Annotated in this window: 20 protein-coding genes; 5 read left to right on the top strand and 15 right to left on the bottom strand. The window is 42.9% G+C overall.

The window, feature by feature from the left end; genetic code table 11:
• Positions 1-281: 281 nt before the first annotated feature.
• From VB714_RS10520 to VB714_RS10535, 4 genes are all read right to left on the bottom strand, one after another.
• Positions 282-2,330: a tetratricopeptide repeat protein gene (locus tag VB714_RS10520; protein ID WP_323223850.1), complete on the bottom strand. Its 2,049-nt coding sequence runs from the start codon at positions 2,328-2,330 to the stop codon at positions 282-284.
• Between the two features lie 128 nt (positions 2,331-2,458).
• Positions 2,459-3,193, bottom strand: coding sequence for a peptidase (locus VB714_RS10525; protein WP_323223851.1), 735 nt, complete (start codon positions 3,191-3,193; stop codon positions 2,459-2,461).
• Positions 3,194-3,215: 22 nt separating this feature from the next.
• Entirely contained in the window at positions 3,216-3,761 is a 546-nt protein-coding gene (locus VB714_RS10530; protein WP_323223853.1) for a universal stress protein, read from the bottom strand.
• A 220-nt stretch (positions 3,762-3,981) separates the two neighbouring features.
• Entirely contained in the window at positions 3,982-5,007 is a 1,026-nt protein-coding gene (locus VB714_RS10535) for an ABC transporter permease (RefSeq protein WP_323223855.1), read from the bottom strand.
• Positions 5,008-5,172: 165 nt separating this feature from the next.
• Here VB714_RS10535 and VB714_RS10540 point away from each other — a divergent pair, with 165 nt between their 5' ends.
• Positions 5,173-5,958, top strand: coding sequence for a Uma2 family endonuclease (locus VB714_RS10540; RefSeq protein WP_323223857.1), 786 nt, complete (start codon positions 5,173-5,175; stop codon positions 5,956-5,958).
• A 17-nt stretch (positions 5,959-5,975) separates the two neighbouring features.
• Here the strand turns inward: VB714_RS10540 and VB714_RS10545 are convergent, their stop codons facing one another.
• Entirely contained in the window at positions 5,976-7,382 is a 1,407-nt protein-coding gene (locus tag VB714_RS10545) for a protein adenylyltransferase SelO (protein ID WP_323223859.1), read from the bottom strand.
• A 100-nt stretch (positions 7,383-7,482) separates the two neighbouring features.
• Between VB714_RS10545 and VB714_RS10550 the strand changes: the two genes are divergently transcribed.
• A complete protein-coding gene (locus VB714_RS10550) occupies positions 7,483-7,740 on the top strand; it encodes a chlororespiratory reduction protein 7 (protein ID WP_323223861.1) in 258 nt (85 codons plus the stop codon).
• Between the two features lie 14 nt (positions 7,741-7,754).
• Here VB714_RS10550 and VB714_RS10555 read toward each other — a convergent pair whose 3' ends face one another.
• The gene (locus tag VB714_RS10555; protein WP_323223863.1) at positions 7,755-8,306 is read right to left on the bottom strand and encodes a DUF2854 domain-containing protein; all 552 of its coding nucleotides are present in this window, start codon (positions 8,304-8,306) and stop codon (positions 7,755-7,757) included.
• A gap of 203 nt (positions 8,307-8,509) precedes the next feature.
• On the bottom strand, positions 8,510-9,019 hold the full coding sequence (gene apcB, locus VB714_RS10560) for an allophycocyanin subunit beta (RefSeq protein WP_323223865.1): 510 nt from the start codon (positions 9,017-9,019) through the stop codon (positions 8,510-8,512).
• A 300-nt stretch (positions 9,020-9,319) separates the two neighbouring features.
• Here apcB and glnA point away from each other — a divergent pair, with 300 nt between their 5' ends.
• On the top strand, positions 9,320-10,744 hold the full coding sequence (glnA, locus tag VB714_RS10565; protein ID WP_323223868.1) for a type I glutamate--ammonia ligase: 1,425 nt from the start codon (positions 9,320-9,322) through the stop codon (positions 10,742-10,744).
• An 85-nt stretch (positions 10,745-10,829) separates the two neighbouring features.
• Here glnA and VB714_RS10570 read toward each other — a convergent pair whose 3' ends face one another.
• From VB714_RS10570 to VB714_RS10600, 7 genes are all read right to left on the bottom strand, one after another.
• Positions 10,830-12,041 (bottom strand): serine hydrolase, encoded by a 1,212-nt coding sequence (locus tag VB714_RS10570; RefSeq protein ID WP_323223870.1) that lies wholly within the window; start codon positions 12,039-12,041, stop codon positions 10,830-10,832.
• A gap of 90 nt (positions 12,042-12,131) precedes the next feature.
• The gene (locus VB714_RS10575; protein ID WP_323223872.1) at positions 12,132-12,875 is read right to left on the bottom strand and encodes a cupin domain-containing protein; all 744 of its coding nucleotides are present in this window, start codon (positions 12,873-12,875) and stop codon (positions 12,132-12,134) included.
• Between the two features lie 15 nt (positions 12,876-12,890).
• The gene (locus VB714_RS10580) at positions 12,891-14,702 is read right to left on the bottom strand and encodes an ABC transporter ATP-binding protein (RefSeq protein WP_323223874.1); all 1,812 of its coding nucleotides are present in this window, start codon (positions 14,700-14,702) and stop codon (positions 12,891-12,893) included.
• Positions 14,703-14,815: 113 nt separating this feature from the next.
• Positions 14,816-15,736: an Rpn family recombination-promoting nuclease/putative transposase gene (locus VB714_RS10585; RefSeq protein ID WP_323223877.1), complete on the bottom strand. Its 921-nt coding sequence runs from the start codon at positions 15,734-15,736 to the stop codon at positions 14,816-14,818.
• A gap of 70 nt (positions 15,737-15,806) precedes the next feature.
• The gene (locus tag VB714_RS10590) at positions 15,807-17,111 is read right to left on the bottom strand and encodes a transposase (RefSeq protein ID WP_323223878.1); all 1,305 of its coding nucleotides are present in this window, start codon (positions 17,109-17,111) and stop codon (positions 15,807-15,809) included.
• Positions 17,112-17,371: 260 nt separating this feature from the next.
• Positions 17,372-17,710, bottom strand: coding sequence for a hypothetical protein (locus VB714_RS10595; protein ID WP_323223880.1), 339 nt, complete (start codon positions 17,708-17,710; stop codon positions 17,372-17,374).
• A gap of 7 nt (positions 17,711-17,717) precedes the next feature.
• Positions 17,718-18,497 carry a hypothetical protein gene (locus tag VB714_RS10600; protein ID WP_323223882.1) on the bottom strand — a complete coding sequence of 260 codons (780 nt, stop codon included), beginning with the start codon at positions 18,495-18,497 and terminating at the stop codon, positions 17,718-17,720.
• 305 nt (positions 18,498-18,802) lie between these two features.
• Here VB714_RS10600 and VB714_RS10605 point away from each other — a divergent pair, with 305 nt between their 5' ends.
• Complete coding sequence (locus VB714_RS10605; RefSeq protein ID WP_323223884.1) at positions 18,803-19,276, top strand: PepSY domain-containing protein; 474 nt, start codon at positions 18,803-18,805, stop codon at positions 19,274-19,276.
• A 70-nt stretch (positions 19,277-19,346) separates the two neighbouring features.
• Positions 19,347-20,105, top strand: a complete 759-nt coding sequence (locus tag VB714_RS10610) for a hypothetical protein (protein WP_323223886.1) — start codon at positions 19,347-19,349, stop codon at positions 20,103-20,105.
• Positions 20,106-20,128: 23 nt separating this feature from the next.
• Here VB714_RS10610 and VB714_RS10615 read toward each other — a convergent pair.
• A partial coding sequence (locus tag VB714_RS10615) for a sensor histidine kinase (protein WP_323223888.1) occupies positions 20,129-20,776 on the bottom strand: 648 nt, incomplete at its 5' end.

The following is a 20,776-nucleotide window of genomic DNA, read 5'->3' on the forward strand; positions in this document are numbered from 1 at the left end:
GTTTAATTAGGGTGCTTTTGTATTGCACTTTTAACAGGACAATTACTGTATCTAATTAAACAACCCTGTACGCATAGCGGTTTTGCTCTTTCGAGCCTCCCTTGCGGGGTAATGTTAGCTTCGACAAAGTTATTAGGGCTTGTTAGGTTAGCAGCACTATTTCAGTGACCTTAAAATTGTTTAACTGCTAACGACAGAGCGAGGAACTAGCTTCGCATTCCAAGGTGTCGTAACCAAAATAACGTAGTACGCGGGGTACTGAGTCTGGTCAGAATGGCTTGTTAGATTTCTCTTTCAAGCCTCACGCCTTTAGGCTGAGGTTCCTGACAATCATCATCATCATAATCATCATCATCCCAGAAAACGTCAATGAGTCCTTTTGGTGTTTGAATGCGTTCTTCCCAATAATCTTGGTTGGGATGATCTGGACTGACTTGCTTCCACGTTCCTAACCAAGAAATCGCCCCATCGGGCTGTTTTTTAGCCAAAGCTAATTCAATATTAGTTTGACATAAGAAATTAAAGGCTTGATAGTTCATCGTCTTCCATTGCATCATCGGTTCAATTAATGCGTCAGCCTTATCAAATTCTTTGCGATCGAGATAAATTTTTGCTAAAGCAATTCGTGCAAAGGGATAATTGGGATCGCGATCGTAAATTTCTTGACAGAGTGTTTCCATTTCTTCTTTTCGTTCCTGCATTTGATAGGAAACCGCTAAATTAAACTTAAAATCTCTGGCTTCCGGTTCTAATGTTAATGCTTTCTTGAAAATCTCTTCAGCTTCTTCAGGATTATCATTTCGTAATGCCTCCGTACCTCTAACTAATAATTTTGAGGCTGCATCGGAATGTTCGTCAATCATATCATCATTGATTTCAATACCAACTAAAAGAATTTCTTGCCATTTTCCTTGAATCCACATTCTTGTTTTTCCAGAAGGAATTAAGCCCGCTTTGGAGGCAATATAACCCGCTTCATGGCGCATTCCATCGGGTCCAATATCGCTCAGAGCAACATCTCGCAGAACTGCTAATATTTCTGGAGTTTTTGCATATTTAGCGAGGAGAAAAGCAAAGGATCTAGACTTAGGGCTGCCCCGCATTATCATTTGTGGAATTAGATGATTTAATGCTGGATATTTGTCCAAACAATAGCGAACAGCATCTTCTAATTTATCTATCTTTCCTTCAGTTTCTTCGATCGCATCGATAACCCCAAGACGAATTTCATCGATTAACCAATGATCTATGCCAAATGACCAGGGGGAATGATGTACTCCCACGGGTTGTTTCATGTCTTCTAAATTTTCTTGAGCGATGCTCAGTTGCGGGTTTTTTTCTAGGGCTTTTTCCCAAAACGATCGCGCTTCTCTATCATTTTTTGCCCGTAGATGAGCCGCAGCGAGATAATGATAAAAATAGCCTGGCATTTCCTCTAAAATATCGTCAGTTTCAGCCAGGGTATATAAATCAAATAGACTGTCATCATCTTCCAACCAAGAAAAGGCTTCAGCCGCTTTAATCCAGTAATCAGGGTCTTTTTTCCAGGCATCGCTGGGGGTTTTTAATGTTTCGGCATACTCTTTGACTTCATCGGTGCGACCTTGCCAAGTACGATAATAAATATAATTGGCGATCGCGTGAAAACTATCGGGGTTAGTCTCAAGACAACGCTCTGTTGCTTCGATCGCCGCTTCGGGTTGATTGTCGTACCAGTAGGCAAAACTGAGATTATTTAAAGCTGAGGCAAAATTCGGCTCTATTTCTAATAACTGTTGGGCGTATTTTTGAGTTTCTGCAAAATTGCTTGCGGCTAAAGCTGAGAGAGTTTTCTCGTGGAGTATAAGAATTTTCTCAGTGCGATCGTTGACTTCTAGATCGAGTTCTTTAACGATCTTGGCGATTATATCCTTGAGTTCTGCGAGGGCTCCTTCTGCTTCTTTTATGTCTTCGCAGTTGGGAAACTTTTCAACAATCGAACGAAATGTTTCTAAAGCAAGGAAGGGGCGATCGTTTTCCACATAAGCAGCCCCTAATGCGAAGAAAGCATCTCGATCGCCAGGCGCACTTTTGACCCACTGTTCGAGGCTCAATTGGTATAAAGAAGACTGTTCCAATTCATAATAGGTATATGCCAGATATTTGAGAACTTCCGGGCGATCGGGATAGCGATCGTTGAGTTTATTTAATTGCTCCAGTGCTTTATCAAATTTTTCGAGAGCCAGAAATTTTTCTGCTTTTGCGACACCGGCTTTAATTTTCTGAGGATTAATCCCAAATCCTTTCTTAGGAGGACGAGCAATAATTTTTCTTTTTTGTTTCTTCGCCATGTTGTTTGTCTCCTGATGCTGCCATTGTTGTCCCAAGATATCTAGCCTACAACTCTAACATCTCTAAAGAAAAAATCATTTGACTTTTCTTAATATTATCCCATAAAAAATAGATCGGTAAATTGCCATCAACTATCAGCGATTTCCCAGCCTAATTGTGTGGGTTGTTCGTAAATCTTTTTTAAGGTATTAACATCTCTGGGAGAAATTGGCGGTGGATTGCTGGTTTGTGCTTCGTAGAGAGCATCAGTTTCTAAAGGACTGTGACCCCAAATTCCCAAGGCGTGACCTAATTCATGGCGTGCCGTCCCTAAAGTATGTATTGCATTTTGGTCGGGACTTAAAAGAATAGAAAAACGATGGGCAAGAATTGGAGGGGTTTGCGATCGCAAGTAAAAAGCATACTTTGCTTCGGCATTACGGGCGCGAGGGATAATAAGTTGGCGGTTTTCCCGGTCGATCTGCGCCCGAGTCGGCGGCCGCGATCGCCACCAGATAATATCGGCATTCTCTTGCTCTGTCACTTCTTGTAAGGGAAGATAAACACTCCATTGCGCGATCGCGTCCCGAATTGCTTTGCTCCATTTCTGATCGGTGCTGCGATCGCCAGGTTCGAGATAGATTTTAACTGGAAAATCCGACCAAACTAAATATCCTAATGGAGTCGGTTCGATGCGATCGAAGTAATCTCCCGTCGGATTTTGCCATTGTTCTAATGATAGAGGTAAAGGATGCGATCTCGCAGGGGGGAAAGAGACAGAATTAGGCAGAGAATAGCCCAAAGAGGGGGAATTTCCCAACAGGAAAAATAAAGCCAAGTGCAGCAAAATTCCCAAACTAAAAAAGCGTCCCCAATTCTTCATTATTTATGACCCATAAGCCGACTTACTGTACTACCATAACCGCACAAGAAGCATGGTGCAAGACATAATTACTGACACTTCCCAGCAGCATTTCCGACAGTCCCGATCGCCCGCGACGACCGATAACGATCGCATCAGCACCCCATGTTTTGGCTAGGGCGCAAATCGTTTGACCCGCATCTCCTTGTTTATAATCAAATTCTGTTGCAACGCCTAAATCTGTTAGTTTTTGACACCAAGACTGCAACCAAGATAAGATCGCCTCCCTTTCTTGTTGTGCCAATTTTTGCGATTGTTCGAGCATTTCCACGGAGTAACTCCCCCCATAAATACCCATACTTCCTGCCGCCAAAACGTTAGAGCTATTGGGATAGGGGTCCCCCAAACAGTAGAACAGCATCAAATGACTATTAAATTGTTTGGCCAGAGAAACCGCTTTCTCTAAAACTTCTGGGGGGGTTGATTGGCGATCGATCGCGACCAAAATTTTTCCAAATCCTTTCTCGTCGATTTTAAAATCGGCGATCGCCTTATCTAATGTTTCTTGATTCAGTTCTTGAACAGCCATAATCTCCTCCAAAAAATTTCAAATTGAGAGTATTTCGTCTTATCATCAATTTACAGACAATAACTTATAGACAATTGACAAACCAAACGCTTTCAAAAATAAACGTTCTGAAGACGAAATGCCTATGCTTTTAGATTGACATATTTCTCGATTGATGGGTTGTTTCTGACAAAAAAATTAACAGAACCAAGATAAATCCTCAGCTAACTTTTATTTGCAGCTAATAACGAATGCGAGGATCGATATAAGCGTTAATAATGTCGATCGCCATGCTGGCAAACACGACAATCACGCCAAAAAAGACCATAATGCCCTGTACTGTGGGATAGTCGCGATCGCCAATCGCTTGATACAATCGGTTTCCTAGCCCCGGCCAAGAGAAAGTTACTTCGGTTAAAAGAGCGCCCCCCAATAAAGCTGCAATAGTCAATCCAAGGACAGTAATCACAGGAATGAGAGCGTTTTTAAAAGCATGAGCAAATAAAATGCGCCTTTCGGGTATACCTCGAGCGCGGGCGGCTTCGATATAATCAGCCTTTAAAGTGTGTTTGAGATTGACCCGCACGATGCGTTCAAAAATACCACTGAGCAGTAAACCCAAGGAACCACAAGGTAAAACAAGATAGTACAACGCGGTAAAAAGCTGCCCAAAGTTCCCCGTTAGAAGACTATCAAGAGTATAAAGTCCGGTAATTTGTGTCGGGGGAAGTACATCGATGGGATAGCGCGTCCCGAGGGGAAACCAACCCAACTGCACGGAAAAAATTAGTTGAAAGACCATCCCCATCCAAAAGAGAGGCAGAGAGTAGGTAATAATGCCAAATAAGCGCCCTCCGACATCCATGATAGTCCCTGGATGGGAAGCCGACAACATTCCTACCGTTACCCCCAAAACGACCGCGATCGCCATACCAAAGAAAGTTAATTCAACAGTCGCGGGAAAATGTTGTTGAATAACCTCCCAAACTGGTAAACCTTGACTGGAAAGAGATTCTCCCAAATCAAAGCGCAAGAGTTGACCTAAATACCTAAAATATTGTAACCAAAGGGGATCTGCAAGACCGAGACGCTCTCTGAGGACTTCTTTAGCCGCTTCTGGGGCGCGGTTGCCTAAAATTGCATCGGCGGGATCTCCTGGAGTTGCTCGCAGGAGAAGAAACACAAGAGTTACAATGGTAAGTAACATCAAGGGTGCGAGCAATAAGCGAGTTAAAATATAAAACTGTAATGCTTTTGTGCGAGACATTGTTTAGCGTCAAAAATTAAAGAAAAACTGTCAATCCAAATTAATATTAAGCTGGTAGTGTCTCGTCAAGGCAAATTTGATCGGAAATAGCGATATAATTTAGAGAAACTCGTTCTTGTTTGTGATATGGTTAACCTCTACCCAAGGCAGAAAACACTGCCAACAATGTACGATTTGCCGAGTGAAGAAGTAGGAGAACCCGGTTTGCCCGATCAATTCCATCCCCTACAAGCCGAACTGCTGCGGTTAACCTTTCAGCCCCGGACTTATCCCCCAGAACGGGTTTTTTCGGCAATGGATCTCAATATCTATTACGACGAGAATAATACACGACGATACAAGCGTCCAGACTGGTTTGGGGTTGTTGGAGTGTCTCAATTGTACGAAGAGCAAGATTTGCGATTGAGTTATGTAATTTGGCAAGAAGGGGTTAACCCTTTTATTGTGGTGGAATTATTATCTCCCAGTACCCAAGCACAAGATTTAGGTCAAGTTGCATCAGATCCCGATGGGAAACCGACAAAATGGGAGGTTTACGAGCAAATTTTACAGATCCCATATTATGTTGTTTACGATCGCGAACAAAACCATTTTCGTGTCTTTCATTTAGAAAGTGGGCGCTATCAAGAGTTAGAATTAAACGATAATCGTTTATGGTTAGCAGAATTGGGCTTGGGGTTGGGACTGTGGCAAGGAATGAATGAGAACGTCGATCGCCTATGGTTAAGGTTTTATGATGCGTCATTAAATTGGATTCTCACTCCGACAGAACAAGAAAGACAAAGAGCCGATTTTGAACAACAAAGAGCCGATTTTGAAGAACAAAGAGCCGATTTTGAAGAACAAAGAGCTAGTCTCGAACAACAAGAAAAAGAACGCGCACAGCAAAGAATTGAACATCTCGAACGCCTGCTGCGAGAGAATAATATTAACCCCGATGCTAACTTATAATTCTAACTCTTTCTCTTCTATTTTCTTGCCCAAATTTTCTCTAATAAATCGTAAAAAGGTTGCCAATTATCTTCTTGAGTAATTGGCTCCCAGACTGACTCAATTACAGGTCTGAGTAATGCTGTTTTAGGGTTTTGAGATTGGAGGTGAGTTTTAATATTTTCCATTTCTTCTGCTGGAAAATCGCTTAATAATTGATAATATAACTTCCGCCATGTTTCCCAAGGTTCTAAAATAAAAGAAGCGTTTTTGAAAATCTCATTAACATCTTTGCGCCAGTAATGAGAAAAAGATTCTCTTAGTTCGCTAAAAAAGCCATGATAGCCTATTTGTGTTGCTTCTAAAACTTTTACGGTTTGCCAAACTAGCTCTTGTGCTTGGGGGCGTGGTAATGTTTTAAATCCCAACTTATTCGCCATTAAACGATAGTATTCATCATAATAATAATCCTCAAATTGTTCTAATCCTGCCGCTAAATCTGACTTCTCCATCACCATCGCTAAGGGTGCTTGTAATCTTTCCAAATTGAGCTTGCAAATTCCTGGTTGCTGTGCATAGCAATAGAGTCCACCATAATCGAAATAAGCAGCAGTAAAACGAGGATTATAGGTCGGAATAAAGGCATAAGGACCGTAATCAAAACTTTCTCCTGTAATCGACATATTATCTGTATTTAGGACTCCATGACAAAATCCCGCCGCCATCCATTGTGCTGCTAAAATTGCGATACGCTGCACCAATTCCTGATAAAATTGACTATATTTTGCTTGAGTTGGGGGAATATGAGAATAGTAAATTTCTATAACGCGATCGAGGAGTTTGCGAATTAAATCTGGACGTTGCAGATAATGCAATCTTTCAAATGTGCCAAAACGAATATGAGAAAGACTGAATCTAACCATTACTGACGATCGCGTCGGGGAAGGTTCATCACCTCGCCATAAGGCTTCTCCTGTTTCAATTAAACTCAAACAACGGGATGTTTTAACGCCCAATTGGTGCAATGTTTCTGCGGCTAAAACTTCTCTGACTCCCCCTTTTAAAGTTAAGCGTCCATCGGCTGTTCTCGAATAAGGCGTTCTCCCGGAGCCTTTTGTGCCAAAATCGTATAACTGCCCATCTATGCCTCTAACTTGTCCGTAGAGAAAACCTCTTCCATCGCCGAGAAAGGGATTATATTCGCCAAATTGATAGCCGTGGTAACGTAGGGCGAGAAAGGGTCGTACTCCTTGAAATAAGCCAAATGCTTCGATAAAGTCATCATCGCTAACATTTTGAGGGTTTAAATTAATCAAAGGAAGAAGCCGATCGCCTCGAAAACGTAAAGTATGTTCTGGAAAAGAAGCCGCAGAGACGCGATCGCTATAATCATCGCCTAAATCTTCCATCACGGTTTCGTATTGGAGGTTAAGAAAAGAGTTCATACAAAAAAAGATGAGTTATGAATGATGTAGGGTTAGCGATCGCCTAAAGACAAAGTTAGTTTATAGTTTAAACAAATTTCCCATTTTATACTTCTGACTTATGGCAGATTCAATTATGTATCAAGAGGATTGTTATGTTATCCTCGAACCCGATCGCCCAGAACAATTTCTCTCAGAAGCAGAGTTACTCGAAAAACTTAAGGGAATTTTGCAACAACAGGAGGAATTACCGCGAGATTTACAAAAGTTTAATTCTCTGGAAGAACAAGCGCAACATTTACTGGAAACGTCTTGCGAGTTTAATGTTTCTCCGAGTCAATATCTGCAATGGTATGTGACAAGATTGGAGAAAAGATAATTTCTCGTACCTATTTAATTATCATCTGTAACAGTAATTAATGCAAGTTCGATCCATTCTTCTTGGGTTTGTGCGAGGGTTGTCCGAATGCCGGGACCGAAGAATTTTTCGATTTTTTCTTGTTTGTCTTGCCACTGTTCTAAACTGACAAAAGGGGAGTAAAAGTCCAAAATTAAAGCATAATTGCCCTCGATCGCCTCTTCCCGGAGTTCCTGAAGATTGGGGAGTTCTTCATCAGGGGCGATCGCCAGTTTCATTAAAGGATAATCTAAATGAACGGGTTGTCCGTAGCGATAGCGGGTGATATCTTTGCGAAGTTTTTGTTGAATTTCTGTTGCTTGTTCTTCTCGCAATGCTAATACTTCTGGTGACGTGGGTTTGCTGTAGGGGATGGGTTTAAGTTCTGAGGCTTTTAAGGCTAAACCGCCAAGGAACAAAGGTATTCCATAGAAAAAACCATTCAGGTTAAGGGTGGGTTTACCGAAAGCGTAGGCGATAACTCCCATAATTGTTAGGATGCTGCCAACAGAAAGACCGAGTAACGCGAGGGGAATTTTTCCGAACATTGCTAAGAGTTTTAATTGCTTTTCGATTTTATCTTGCGATCGCCATAGTAGGGAAGTTCAATCCAACTAAATTACGCTTAATGTGAAATTAAAGGGAAGAAGGAACAAAATAAAGGCGATCGCTATTTCTTTTAGAAATAGCGATCGCCTCACTGGATAGAAACATTAAATTTTGTTAAATTTAATCTCCCTACATCCTGCATTTAGATGTCTTTTTCACCAAAATCCCGAGCCATGTGTTCAAAAGGTGCATCAATAAAGGCAGTATCCGCAATTCCCGCATCCACAGCCATATTCTTGACGATATCCTTCATGATTTGAATACCCACCACCGTCGGACCGATGGGAACATTCAAAGAATTATAAGTTTCTCGCAATCCCTGCAAGACCCGCTCATCTAGAACATTTGTATCTCCCGCAACCAAAGCATAGCTGGCATAGCGAAGATAGTAGTCCATATCCCGCAAACAAGCAGAATAACGGCGAGTCGTGTAGGCATATCCTCCTGGACTCAGAAGTTCGGGAACCGTCTCGAAAAGTTGAGCGCTGGCCGCCTTAACGATCGCCGCAGCATTGGCAGTAATCATGGTCGCCACCTCAACTCGTGCCATGCCCGAAGTAAAATAGGCCTTGAGGTCATCCATCGCATTGCGATCGAAGTAACGGCCAGCTACATCGTAGTTTCTTATTAGGTTTGTTACCGCATCTCCCATCAAAACTGAACTCCCAATGGAAAAGATTTTTACATTGATATGACTTTTAATTTATTTATCATCCCATAGGGCTGACCGCTCGCAGCCATAAGAGTGTCTTTCCTGCCATTTTGATACATTTCTTCAAAAAACAGACTTTTTCCCCAGATTTTGTTTATCGGGTTACAGTTTTGGAATGTTTACAGATTTGCGATCGCCCGCGATCGGGCAATTTTGTATCGAGTCATACAAAATATAGCCAAACCCCTGCCTAGGATGAGGGGTTGAAAATAGGCAATAAATTAAGGAGTCACCCCTCAGATGCCCGAAACACCTCAAGAAGTTTTAAAGATGATTCAGGATGAAAATATCCAAATTATCGACCTGAAATTTATTGATTTACCCGGAACATGGCAGCACTGTTCCTTTTACCAAGATCAAATTGACGAAAACTCTTTTGTTGATGGGGTTGCTTTTGATGGCTCCAGTATTCGCGGCTGGAAAGCCATCAACGAATCGGATATGTCTATGGTGCCCGATCCCAAAACTGCTTGGATCGACCCCTTCTACAAAGAAAAAACCCTGAGCATGATCTGTAGCATTAAAGAGCCGCGCACGGGAGAATTATATGCCCGCGATCCTCGCAGTATTGCTACGAAAGCCGTCGAATACCTCAAAAATTCAGGAATTGGCGATACAGCCTTCTTTGGACCGGAAGCCGAGTTCTTTATTTTCGATGACGTTCGCTTCGACCAAAACGAACACGAAGGTTATTATTACGTGGACAGCGTTGAAGGGTGTTGGAATTCCGGACGAGAAGAAGCAGGAGGAAACCTCGGTTACAAACCTCGCTACAAAGAAGGGTATTTCCCCGTTGCACCGACGGATACCTTGCAAGATATGCGAACGGAAATGCTACTCACCATGAAAGCCTGTGGTGTTCCCATCGAGAAACATCACCACGAAGTCGCAACGGGAGGACAAAACGAACTGGGTGTTCGTTTCAACACCTTAATCAAAGCCGCAGATGATTTAATGACCTATAAATATGTCGTTAAAAATGTGGCCAAGAAATACGGTCGCAGTGCAACCTTTATGCCCAAACCGTTGTTTAATGATAATGGTTCCGGGATGCACACCCACCAATCGATTTGGAAAAATGGCGAGCCTCTTTTCTGGGGTGAAGGGGGTTATGCAAACCTGAGTCAAATGGCGCTACACTATATTGGCGGTATTCTCAAGCACGCTCCGGCATTGTTGGCATTTACCAACCCTTCCATGAATTCTTACAAGCGCTTAGTGCCTGGATTTGAAGCACCCGTTAACTTGGCTTATTCTCAAGGAAATCGTTCTGCTTCGGTTCGCATTCCCCTCTCGGGTCCTAATCCTAAAGCAAAACGCCTCGAGTTCCGTTGTCCCGATGCTACAGCTAACCCCTATACGGCTTTTGCAGCGATGCTGTTGGCAGGTCTTGACGGCATTAAGAATCAGATCGATCCCGGTTCTCCTTTGGATGTGGATATTTACGACTTGTCTCCTGAAGAGTTGAGCAAAATTCCTAGCACTCCTGGATCTTTGGAAGATGCTTTGGAAAACTTGCAGAACGATCATGCGTTCTTAACCGATCCGGAAGTTTTCACAGAAGACTTTATCGAGAACTGGATTTCCTATAAGTTGGATACAGAAATCAACCCGATGCGTTTGCGTCCTCATCCTTTTGAATTTGCTCTTTATTACGACGCTTAATTAACCCGACGAAATCAGGATTTTATCCAGTCGTATTTTTTCTATGCGATCGCAGCTACCTTTCCAGGTGGCTGATTTTTTTGGCTTACAAGGACAAAGCGGCGATCGCGCTTGTATAAATTGTTAATAAACGGATTTCATCGAGGGGTTTATCGTCATTCCAAGTTAAAGTTAAACAATAATGACTGCCAGTTTTATCCACTAACTGCGTTGTAAAATTAAGCACTCCCGGTTCCGATCCCCCTTTAAAAGCAACTGTTTGCCAATCAGCAGGATTCGCAATTCCAGGATTGACAGACATCAAAGGCAAATCCCCCACTTCTGCCATTAAACTGCATAATTCTCGACTGGTAAAAAACCATTCTATATCAGTGGCGATCGGGTTTCCCGTAAATAGATTTGCATTGGGTAAAGAAGCCGATCGCGCTGCTGCTAAAACTTGTCTTTTCTCTTTTTCATCACCGTCGCGATATTGTTGCAAAAATGTTTGATTCTCTGGATTTTTTAAAATAAAGGCTTCGCGGGTGGTTAAAAATGGTTGATTGCGGTCTGAAAATGCCTCTACCTTTTCCCGTCCCAATAGAAAAATTAACGCATCTGTTGCTGTATTATCGCTGAGAGAAATCATTAAAGTTGCCAAAGTGTGTAAGGTTACGGGAAATCCTGCTTGCCAATCTTGTAATATTCCCGAGGGCAAACTTTGCCATTGAGAATCAAGTTTGACTACATCATCCCAGGCTAAATTCTCTCCTATTATTTCCTTCTGTAATGCCGCTAAAACTGCCAATTTAAAAGCCGATCCGACTGCTAAAGGGCGATCTCTATTGAGTTGCGCGATCGCCTCCCCATCTTTCGTGACCAAAAACCCTATTTCTCCAGAAAACTCTTCTAATTGTTGCAGGATTTCTGTCCAACTCAAGCTATTACCAATGGGAGGTTGAAAGAATAAATAGATAATCTGTCCATTTTCATTTAAACTGATTTGAGCGGGAACACTTCCTTGCTCAAAGACAATCAAATAGCCATTTTCTGTTTCTTGAACGTTTTGATAATTTCCTAAAGTTTGCTGGATTTGTCCGAAAATTTTATCGATATTCGCCAAAGGAATTTGTTCGAGAAATGATGGATCGAATAACTCTGCTTCTGGAGAAGATGCTGTAAATAGGCGATCGAGAACTGCGATCGGTGTAGCGATTTGAGTTGTGTTTTGTGATATTCTCGGAGAAGCTAAAGTTACAGATTGAAACTGCGTCCAGAAAAAGGACATCAAGAGAAATCCAACAAGAATTTTTTTCATGGTATTTTTGCAATTTGTAACTCGTTGAAAAATACGATCGCATCTCCTTGACAAGAAACGCGATCGCAATCTAAAAACAATACTCAATTTTTATGAATTGAGTTCAAAAGGATGGCGAAAATCTTTGCCGACGATAAATCTTGTTGTCTCGATCGGATAAGTTTTCACATAAATAAGACAACCCGTCTCTGATGCAGGACTATAAGGGAGATTGGGTGGATAGCGCAGCCAACTCCTAGTTGGGTAACAGCCTAACTCATCCTTCCAGGTTCCCTCAATGATAAAGATTTCTTTAACTTCAGTCTCAACCACATTTGATAATGCCGTCCCCGGTTGCCAACGCTCAACCCAAGTTTTTTCTAGGTAATCGCTTTGGTGATAGAGGGGTTGCATCTCGATTTGAGGGATAATACCCGATCGCCAAGGTGAATCATAAACATTGGTTCTCACTTTTTGTCTACTTTTGCCCCCGTGTTGACGCAACTTCACGAAAGTCAAACAGCCTTCTTTACTATAAGGTGAGTGATTAAATCCTTCAGGATTGAGCATATAAGTTCCCGGTGAATGCACCCCTGTTTCATCGGCAAAGTTTCCTTGAAGAACCAAAATTTCTTCTCCACCAGGATGACCGTGTAGGGGGAAAAACCCTCCAGGATCGAACCGAGTCAGCATTGTTACTGGATGCTCTTGAACCTCATGGTCAGATTCAAAACAACCAAACCAAATCCCAGTAAAGGTCGTTTGATACCAAACTAATGATTTAAAGAGTACGTGAGTGCGGGTACAGGGGTTGCTATTAATTTGTTTGGGTTGCCATTGGCTCTGAAAAGACATTGTTTTAGACTCGTACTAAACTAATTCTCCTGTTTCTTGCAGTGCGTGAAGTCGCCGATAAATTCCTTGTTTGTGTAACAATTCCGCATGACTTCCCACCTCTACAATACGTCCAGAATCGAGAACCACAATTTTATCTGCTTCTCGCACCGTACTCAATCGGTGAGCAATAATAATTGTGGTACGGGTGCCGAAAATCGATCGCATTGCCAATTGAATCAAGCGCTCCGACTCATAATCTAAGCTCGAAGTCGCTTCGTCAAAGATTAGCACATCTGGGTTCATAATTAACGCCCGTGCAATGCCAATTCGCTGCCGTTGTCCTCCCGACAAACGCACCCCGCGCTCCCCTACAATCGTATAATAACCATTGGCAAGGTCTCCCAGAAAATCATCGACGCGGGCAATTTGGCACGCTTCCTCAACTTGAGAGAAAGAAGCAAGAGGATTACCATAAACTAAATTATCCAAGAGGGTGCCGTTGAAAATATCGACCTCCTGATGCACGATCGCCAACCGCTTGCGATAGCGGGTAATATCCAAACTGCGAATATCGTCTCCATCCATGAGAATTGAGCCGCGATCGGGTTCAAAATAGCGAAAGAGTAATTTCACCAAGGTCGATTTTCCTGACCCCGATCGCCCCACTAAGGCCACGGTTTGATAGGGTTCGACCAATAAACTAATATCCTGCAAAATTGGGCGATCGCGATCGTAACCAAAAGTTAACCCAGAAAGCTCGATTTTCCCTGTAAAATGATAGGAATTTCCCTCAACTTCTGGTAATAAATTCGCTGCATCGCTTCCTTCCGGCTCTTGTAAAAACTCATGAAAGCGCACCATTGAAGCATAACGACGAGCAAATAATTCGGCTAAATCGCTCAGGGGATTTAGTTCCGAATAAGCCATACTCGTAACCGTGAGACAAGTGACGAAATAGCCTAAAGAAATGCGTCCTTGTAGTGTTTCCCAAAGGGTAAAACCCAAAATAAAAAACTCGCAAGAGCGAACAAATATTTGCTGCTGGATATGTAAATATATATACCCTTTGTGGATGCGATCGAGAACAAAGCGAAGTTCGCGATCGAAGCGCCTTTTTTGCCGAGTAAATTCTTGGGATTCATTGGCATAAGCCTTCACGGTTTTAATATTGGTAATAATTTCTGAGGTACGACTTTCGGTATTTTCCATATACCGATCCAAAATTTCCTCTTTGCGAATCAACTTCCGCAACTTTTTCCCAGAAAAAGCAAGAACTAAGATAAACGAAAGAAGAAGAGCGATCGCAATCCGTCCGTCAATTAAGCAAATTATCCCAAAAATTCCCAAAATTCGCATCAATTTAGGAATCACTTCTCCGGCAATTTCTGGGTAAGTCCACAGATGGTTAGATAGTCCTCGCGCTACTTTTCCGGCAACGCGACCGGGGTTATTTTCATCGTAAAATCCTAAAGGTAAGGTGAGAATTTTTTTGACCGTCTGATGGGCAGAATCTCGGCGCACTTTCAACGCGATCGCCCAGTGATACCAGAGTCCCGTCCACGATTCTATCGGTACTCCTATCACCGTTACGAGAAAAATCAGCCCTAATAATGTTCCTAATGCTAAAAATTGACCCTCGGGTAGATTCGTTATTTTGGCAATATTTGCTACAAGGAACTGTGCGGCCTTGTCTAAAGAATCACCCGATAACACATTCAAAATTTGTCCGATCGCATAAGGCACTACTAAATCAACAATCTGAAAAAAACTCGATGCTGCAATACTGAAAACCGCGATCGCGCGGTACGATCGGTAATGATTCAGTAAATCTCGAAAAGAAGCCACAATCTTTAAGGGGGGGTCGCGATTTTTGTATTATCTTTTGTAGTATTACACATAATACTACAAAAGATAATACAGCACTCTTTTTTTTTGTGGCAGTCTTGCAAGCGCCAAAATTACGAGGAGTTTTCAGGGCGTTGGAGAATCTCTTGGAAGGCATCAAGAGAGGGAATAGCGATCGCTTGTCGGAGTAAATTCGCGAGGATGGCATCATCTTGAATGCCATTGACCGCTTCAACCAGAGCATCGGAGACTGTTTCAAAACGGACTTGAAGCACGGCAATGATATCTTCTTGGCGACCTTGTTGTAGTCCTTGTTGCAGTCCTTTCTCAATGCCCAAACGTTCTACACTGGTGATGTACGGCATTTTCTCTTCCTCCTCATAACGATAGATTTCGCGGGTAAAGTTTTCTTCTAAAGAGCGTGGTAAACTCATCATCCAGTCAATCAACCGGAATAGTTCTAGGATATCTCGTCTTTCGTAACCCCGTCGATAGAGACTCTTGGCAATGGTGAGTTTCTCTTGATAGCGATTATCGGGGTTTTGGCGGGTTTTCTGGGTTTCCCGATGTGCCGCGACAATCACGGCAAAAGGATTGTTACTTTCGGCTAAAGTTTGAGCAGTGTAGTCAAGGAGTTTCACTGTGGGAAACTTGAAGATAACTGCACCCCCTAAAATCTTATAGCCGTATTTTTTGGGTCGCCAAGATTTTGTTTCATCAGCCAGCACCGCTAAACTGAGAACTTTCTGACGATAGCGGTCATAAATGCGGCAATTATAAATGTACATCCGTTCGGCAAATTCGGATTCGGGTTGGCTCTGAACTTCGATATGAATCAACAACCAAGTTTCTTGTCCGTTGTTCAGCCAAACTTTCACCAGTTTATCGGTAGTTTTACGTCCGGTTTCGGCTTCGCGAACAATTTTCTGGAATTCTTTATCCAAGAATTCATAGCCCCGAGTCCAATCAATGGCCTCATGGACGCGAGGAAAGAAAAAAGCGAGAAGAAATAAAAGGAAATCGCCTCTTTCCAAGGAGAATTGTATTCGGCACGGGTTTCATTGTCGGTCTTGACATACTCTCACCGCTAAACGCTTGAGCGTTCTAGCGGTCAGACCCCGCGTCGCCGAAAGGCGCAAGGGAATGCTGACCAAGAGAGCGGGAGATTCTTGAACTCACATTCAAGATTTCCTGCTTCACAGATTTTTGACTAGGCAAAGCCCCCGTCAGATCATCTCCACAAGCATTTTCTGATACGCTATGCCCTAGCGCATTTTCGATTCCTCTATCTCTAATAACTTCTGCTGCTGCGATATCCCGATGGGTTTTGTATCCACACTCCAGGCAATGATGTTCTCGTTCAGAAAGTGATTTTTTCCCGGTGTGAAAATTACATTTTGGGCAGATTTGGGAAGTGTAGTTCTTGTCAACTTCCGCGACAAAAACATCTCTTTTCCACGCCACCCATTTGAGAATGGTAATAAATTGACCAAAAGCAGCATCTAGGCAATGTTTAGACAACATTCCTTTTGCCCAAGATTTAAAGTTAATATCTTCAAAAAATATTGACTGTGCCTGGTCGCAAAGGTAATGTGCTAGTTTGAATTGCCAATCTTTACGCGTATCAGATATCTTTTGGTGTAATCTCGCTATTTTCTGGTTTAATTTGTGTCGATTATTAGACCCTCTCTTTTTGTTTCTTAACCTACGTTGCAGCGATTTCAGCTTGCTATGTAGTTGGTTCAAAAAATGGGGTCTTTCGACCAGTTCTCCATCAGAAGTTGCCAGAAATTTGTCCAGTCCCAAGTCTATCCCAATGGCATGACCGTGAAATGGGACATCCGGAATATTTACATCTAACTGCAAAGACAGTAGAATAAAATATCCTGATGCTTTTTTGATAATTCTCGCTTGTTTAATCGCGAAACCATCGGGAATATCTCTCGATTTCCTAAATTTAATCCATCCCAATTGAGGCAGTTTAATCTGGTTTTCTTGGAGACAATTCTTGAGCATTTGAGGATACACAAAAGAACGCATCCTATACTTATTCTTAAAACGAGGAAAACCTAGTTTTTTTGATTTCCTATCTGTAAATGCTCGCTCTAATCTTTTTAAGACCTGTTGCAAGACTTGAGCATTCACCGATTTTAACCACGGGTTGGTTTTCTTGGCTTCTGTTAATTGTTTGGCTTGGTTGTTGTAATTTGGGAATGGTTGATCCGCCGGAATGATATATTCTTTGTCCAGAGAACAAGCATTAACAGAACACTTCCGAGAGTTAATCCAATCTTTTCGCTCTCTGAGGGCGTAATTCCAGACAGCACGACACACTCTCAAGGTATTTTCAATTACCTCGATTTGCTTTTCGTTTGGGATTAATTTATACTCGTAAGTAAGTGTTAACATTTTGACCTCCTGAATTAGATTTTAGCAATCTTTACAGAGAATGTCAATCTATTTGGACTCCCTTTGGACTCCCTTTGGTCGGTTTTGTTTGTTGGCAAAAATTCATCTCACCACTAACCCTAATGCGCGTAGCGCAGGCTTCGCCAACGGGTCTAGCGGGAGTCCTCTTTTTGCATTTTGTAGATAGGACAATCGCATGGATTCCCCCTAAACTTAGACCCAAATTGAATATTTTGTCAACTCAGAGGTGCGATCGCTTTCTAAGTCTCCAAGGAATTGAGAAGATCTTGGAAGGCATCAAGGGAAGGGATAGCGATCGCTTGTCTGAGTAAATTAGTAAGAATTGCCTCATCTTGAATGCCATTGACCGCTTCAACCAGAGCATCGGAGACTGTTTCAAAACGGACTTGAAGCACGGCAATGATATCTTCTTGGCGACCTTCTTGGCGACCTTCTTGCAGTCCTTTCTCAATGCCCAAACGCTCTACACTGGTAATGTACGGCATTTTGTTTTCCTCCTCATAACGATAGATTTCGCGGGTAAAATTTTCTTCTAGGGAACGAGGCAGAGTCATCATTTCCGCAATCGAGCTTGCCAAAATCAGCTTACTCTAAGAGCTTGCTCGATGCTCTTGGGTTCAATTTCTTCTGTCGCAAGCTCTGGTAAATAACGAGGCTAATAATGGTGCAGAGAAACAAGATGCTTGTATCTATTGTGCCAAATCCTAGTCCACCGTTTTTAACCGATTGGGATAGCAAATCACCTGTCGAGGCTCCCAAGGGACGAGTCAAAATATAGGCTAACCAAAAACCCAACACTCCATCTAAACGCAAGTAATAGTATCCTCCGACAACCAAGCCAATCAAGATAGCGAAGATCATCAAAGCCTGTCCGTAGCCTAATCCTGTACCCTCAGACAGCAAATCCCCTGCTGCTGTACCCAGAGCAAAGGTTAACAAAATGGCAATCCAATAGTAGGCTTCGCGCTTGACCGTGTTGATAGAGTGCATAGCTAGGGTCTTTTCGTTGGCATACCAAACAGCAAATACAGCGAGCAAGCCAATACCAAAGACGACCGTTGTAGTGACTAAGCTAACACCAAATTCATCCACTAATCGATCCGTTATCAATGTGCCGACGATACTAATTAACACGACAACTAACCAGTAATTGGCGGGAACATAGCGTTTCAGCCGAAATTGATTAAATAAGGCAACTAACAAGCAGGCTCCCATCATGTAGGATGTGATAGCCAAGCCCAGATTGAGCGTAAAGGCTAGATAATCGGCTGCGGTTTCGCCGACAGTGGTTGCGAGTACCTTGATGATCCAGAAAACAACGGTCACTTCTGGCACTCGGTTTAACATAGGTTTCGGGGAATCCATAGATTTTCTCCTAGGATAATGGATAAGGTAACATTCTCCACCCGATTTTAGGAGGCAATCGTTAAGGAATCGGCAAGAGAACCCAACGAATTGTTATTAAACATGAGGAAAAACGACTCGATCCAGAAATTCATGCCCTTTATCTTGCTTCCAGAGATTCCCGTCTTCCTTGGTATATCAATCTTCTGAATGTCAAAATTAACTGCAATGTAAGGATCTTATCGATTTCTTGACTGTTGATTTCTAGAATGAATTTAACTTCCGCAAGGGAGTCTGAATGTTAGTCTCAAATGGAGATCCTTGCAATGAAAAAATCACTGAGTCTGTTGTCCTTGGGTATCTTAAGTGCTATTGGACTTAGCAGTGCAGTTCGTGGGGTTTATGCCCATCAAAATCAGCGTCCGATCGCTCATATCCCTCAATCCCCCGATTCTATCTTGGCTCGAGATATCGAAGAAGAAGGCGAAATGAATGACGATCGAGAAGAGCAGCAGGAAGAGGCTCAACTGCAAAACTTGGCCAAAATTACACCAGAACAAGCTCGGCAGGTTGCTGAAGCGGCTCGAGGTGCAACGGCAACTGAAGTAGAGCTAGATGTAGAAGATGGCAGCTTGGTATACGAAGTCGAGTTTGCTGACGCTGAAGTTCTCGTTGATGCGGGTAATAGTCAGATCCTCAAAATTGAAGAGAAAGGGCAGGAGGAAGATGATGACACGGAAATGCCCGTCCGAGGAAGTATCCAAGTTCCCGATAGTGACCAAGATGCAACGGAACATTAGAACGGTTTTTTAGGCACGACTTAACGCAATTAGTGCAGGCTCTTAATAATCCTCTCTTTTGTAAATAAACATGAACAAAGTTGCTAAAGTCACCCTGTATTTCTGGATTATGAAGATCCTTGCGACAACCTTGGGTGAAACAGCAGGAGATTTTCTCTCCATGTCGTTAGGTCTGGGGTATTACGTGGGCTTTGCGGTAACGATTTCGATTTTGGCGATCGCTCTGTTTAGTCAAATTAAGGCTGACCGATATCGCCCCGCTTTGTATTGGACTGCCATTATTGCCACGACTACTGCTGGAACCGAAGTATCAGACCTGATAGATCGCTCCTTGGGCTTGGGCTACGCTGTCGGCTCTCTGCTTCTGGTCTCCGGTCTTTTGGGAGCGCTAACTTTCTGGTATTACCGCGATCGCGATCTAAGCGTTTATCCCATCTTCAAAAAAGATGGAGAGACGATGTACTGGCTTGCAATTGTGTTTTCCAATAGCCTAGGCACAGCCTTTGGCGACTTTCTGACAGATAATATGGGTCTGAGCTACATACAAGGTTCTTTAATAACAGCAAGTATAATTGGTTTGGTTATCGCTCTGCATTACTGGACGCAACTCAACGACATTTTGCTGTTTTGGGTGGCATTCATCTTCACCCGCCCTTTTGGAGCTACCTTTGGAGATTTTCTCACTAAGCCCATCGACCACGGGGGGCTGGCAATGTCGAGAGGTTATGCTTCCATCGCCGCTTTTCTCCTGCTAGTGATAGTTCTGGTATTTTCTTTGCGAAATAAGACAGGAGATCGCCCCTCTATGTCAAAACAGAACAAACTCTGATAGTCTCCAGATCCATCTCGAACTTATTCTTGGAGAGGAAGCTGTACTTTAAAGCAGCTTCCTTTGTTGACTTCGCTAGTGACGGTAATGATGCCACCGTGGTGTTGTACAATTGCCTGGGCGATCGCTAACCCCAACCCCGAGCCACCCCGATCGTGGCTACGAGCAGCATCGGCTCGCCAGAACCGTTCAAACACTTTTGGCAAGTATTCTGGGGCAATACCGATGCCGGTATCCTGCACAGTGATATGAATGTGCGAACTGATAGCCTTGGCTCTGACCCGAACTTCGCCACCTTCAGGAGTATATTGCAGCGCATTTTGGATCAGGTTGGTCAGGACACGGGTAATTTGATCGGCATCCCCCCAGAGGGTTAAGTCAAGGGCGATTTCGTGATTGATCGCAATCATATTGGCCTGGGCTTGAGATTCATACAGAGTAATCAAATGGGTCAAAAGCTGGGAGAGTTGGATGGGTTTTCTCATTTGGATTTGCTGACCATTGCTCCGCGCCAGCAATAGCAAGTCTTCGGTCAGTTTCGTCATTTGTGTCGTGGCACTGGCAATAGACGAAAATACTTCGCGATCGTCCTCGCGAATGCCCTCTGGATATTTTAGTGCCACCTCTAATTTACTGGAAATAGCCATGAGCGGCCCCCGTAACTCATGGGA

The organism is Spirulina sp. 06S082 (assembly GCF_034932145.1).
Classification (GTDB): domain Bacteria; phylum Cyanobacteriota; class Cyanobacteriia; order Cyanobacteriales; family Spirulinaceae; genus CCY15215.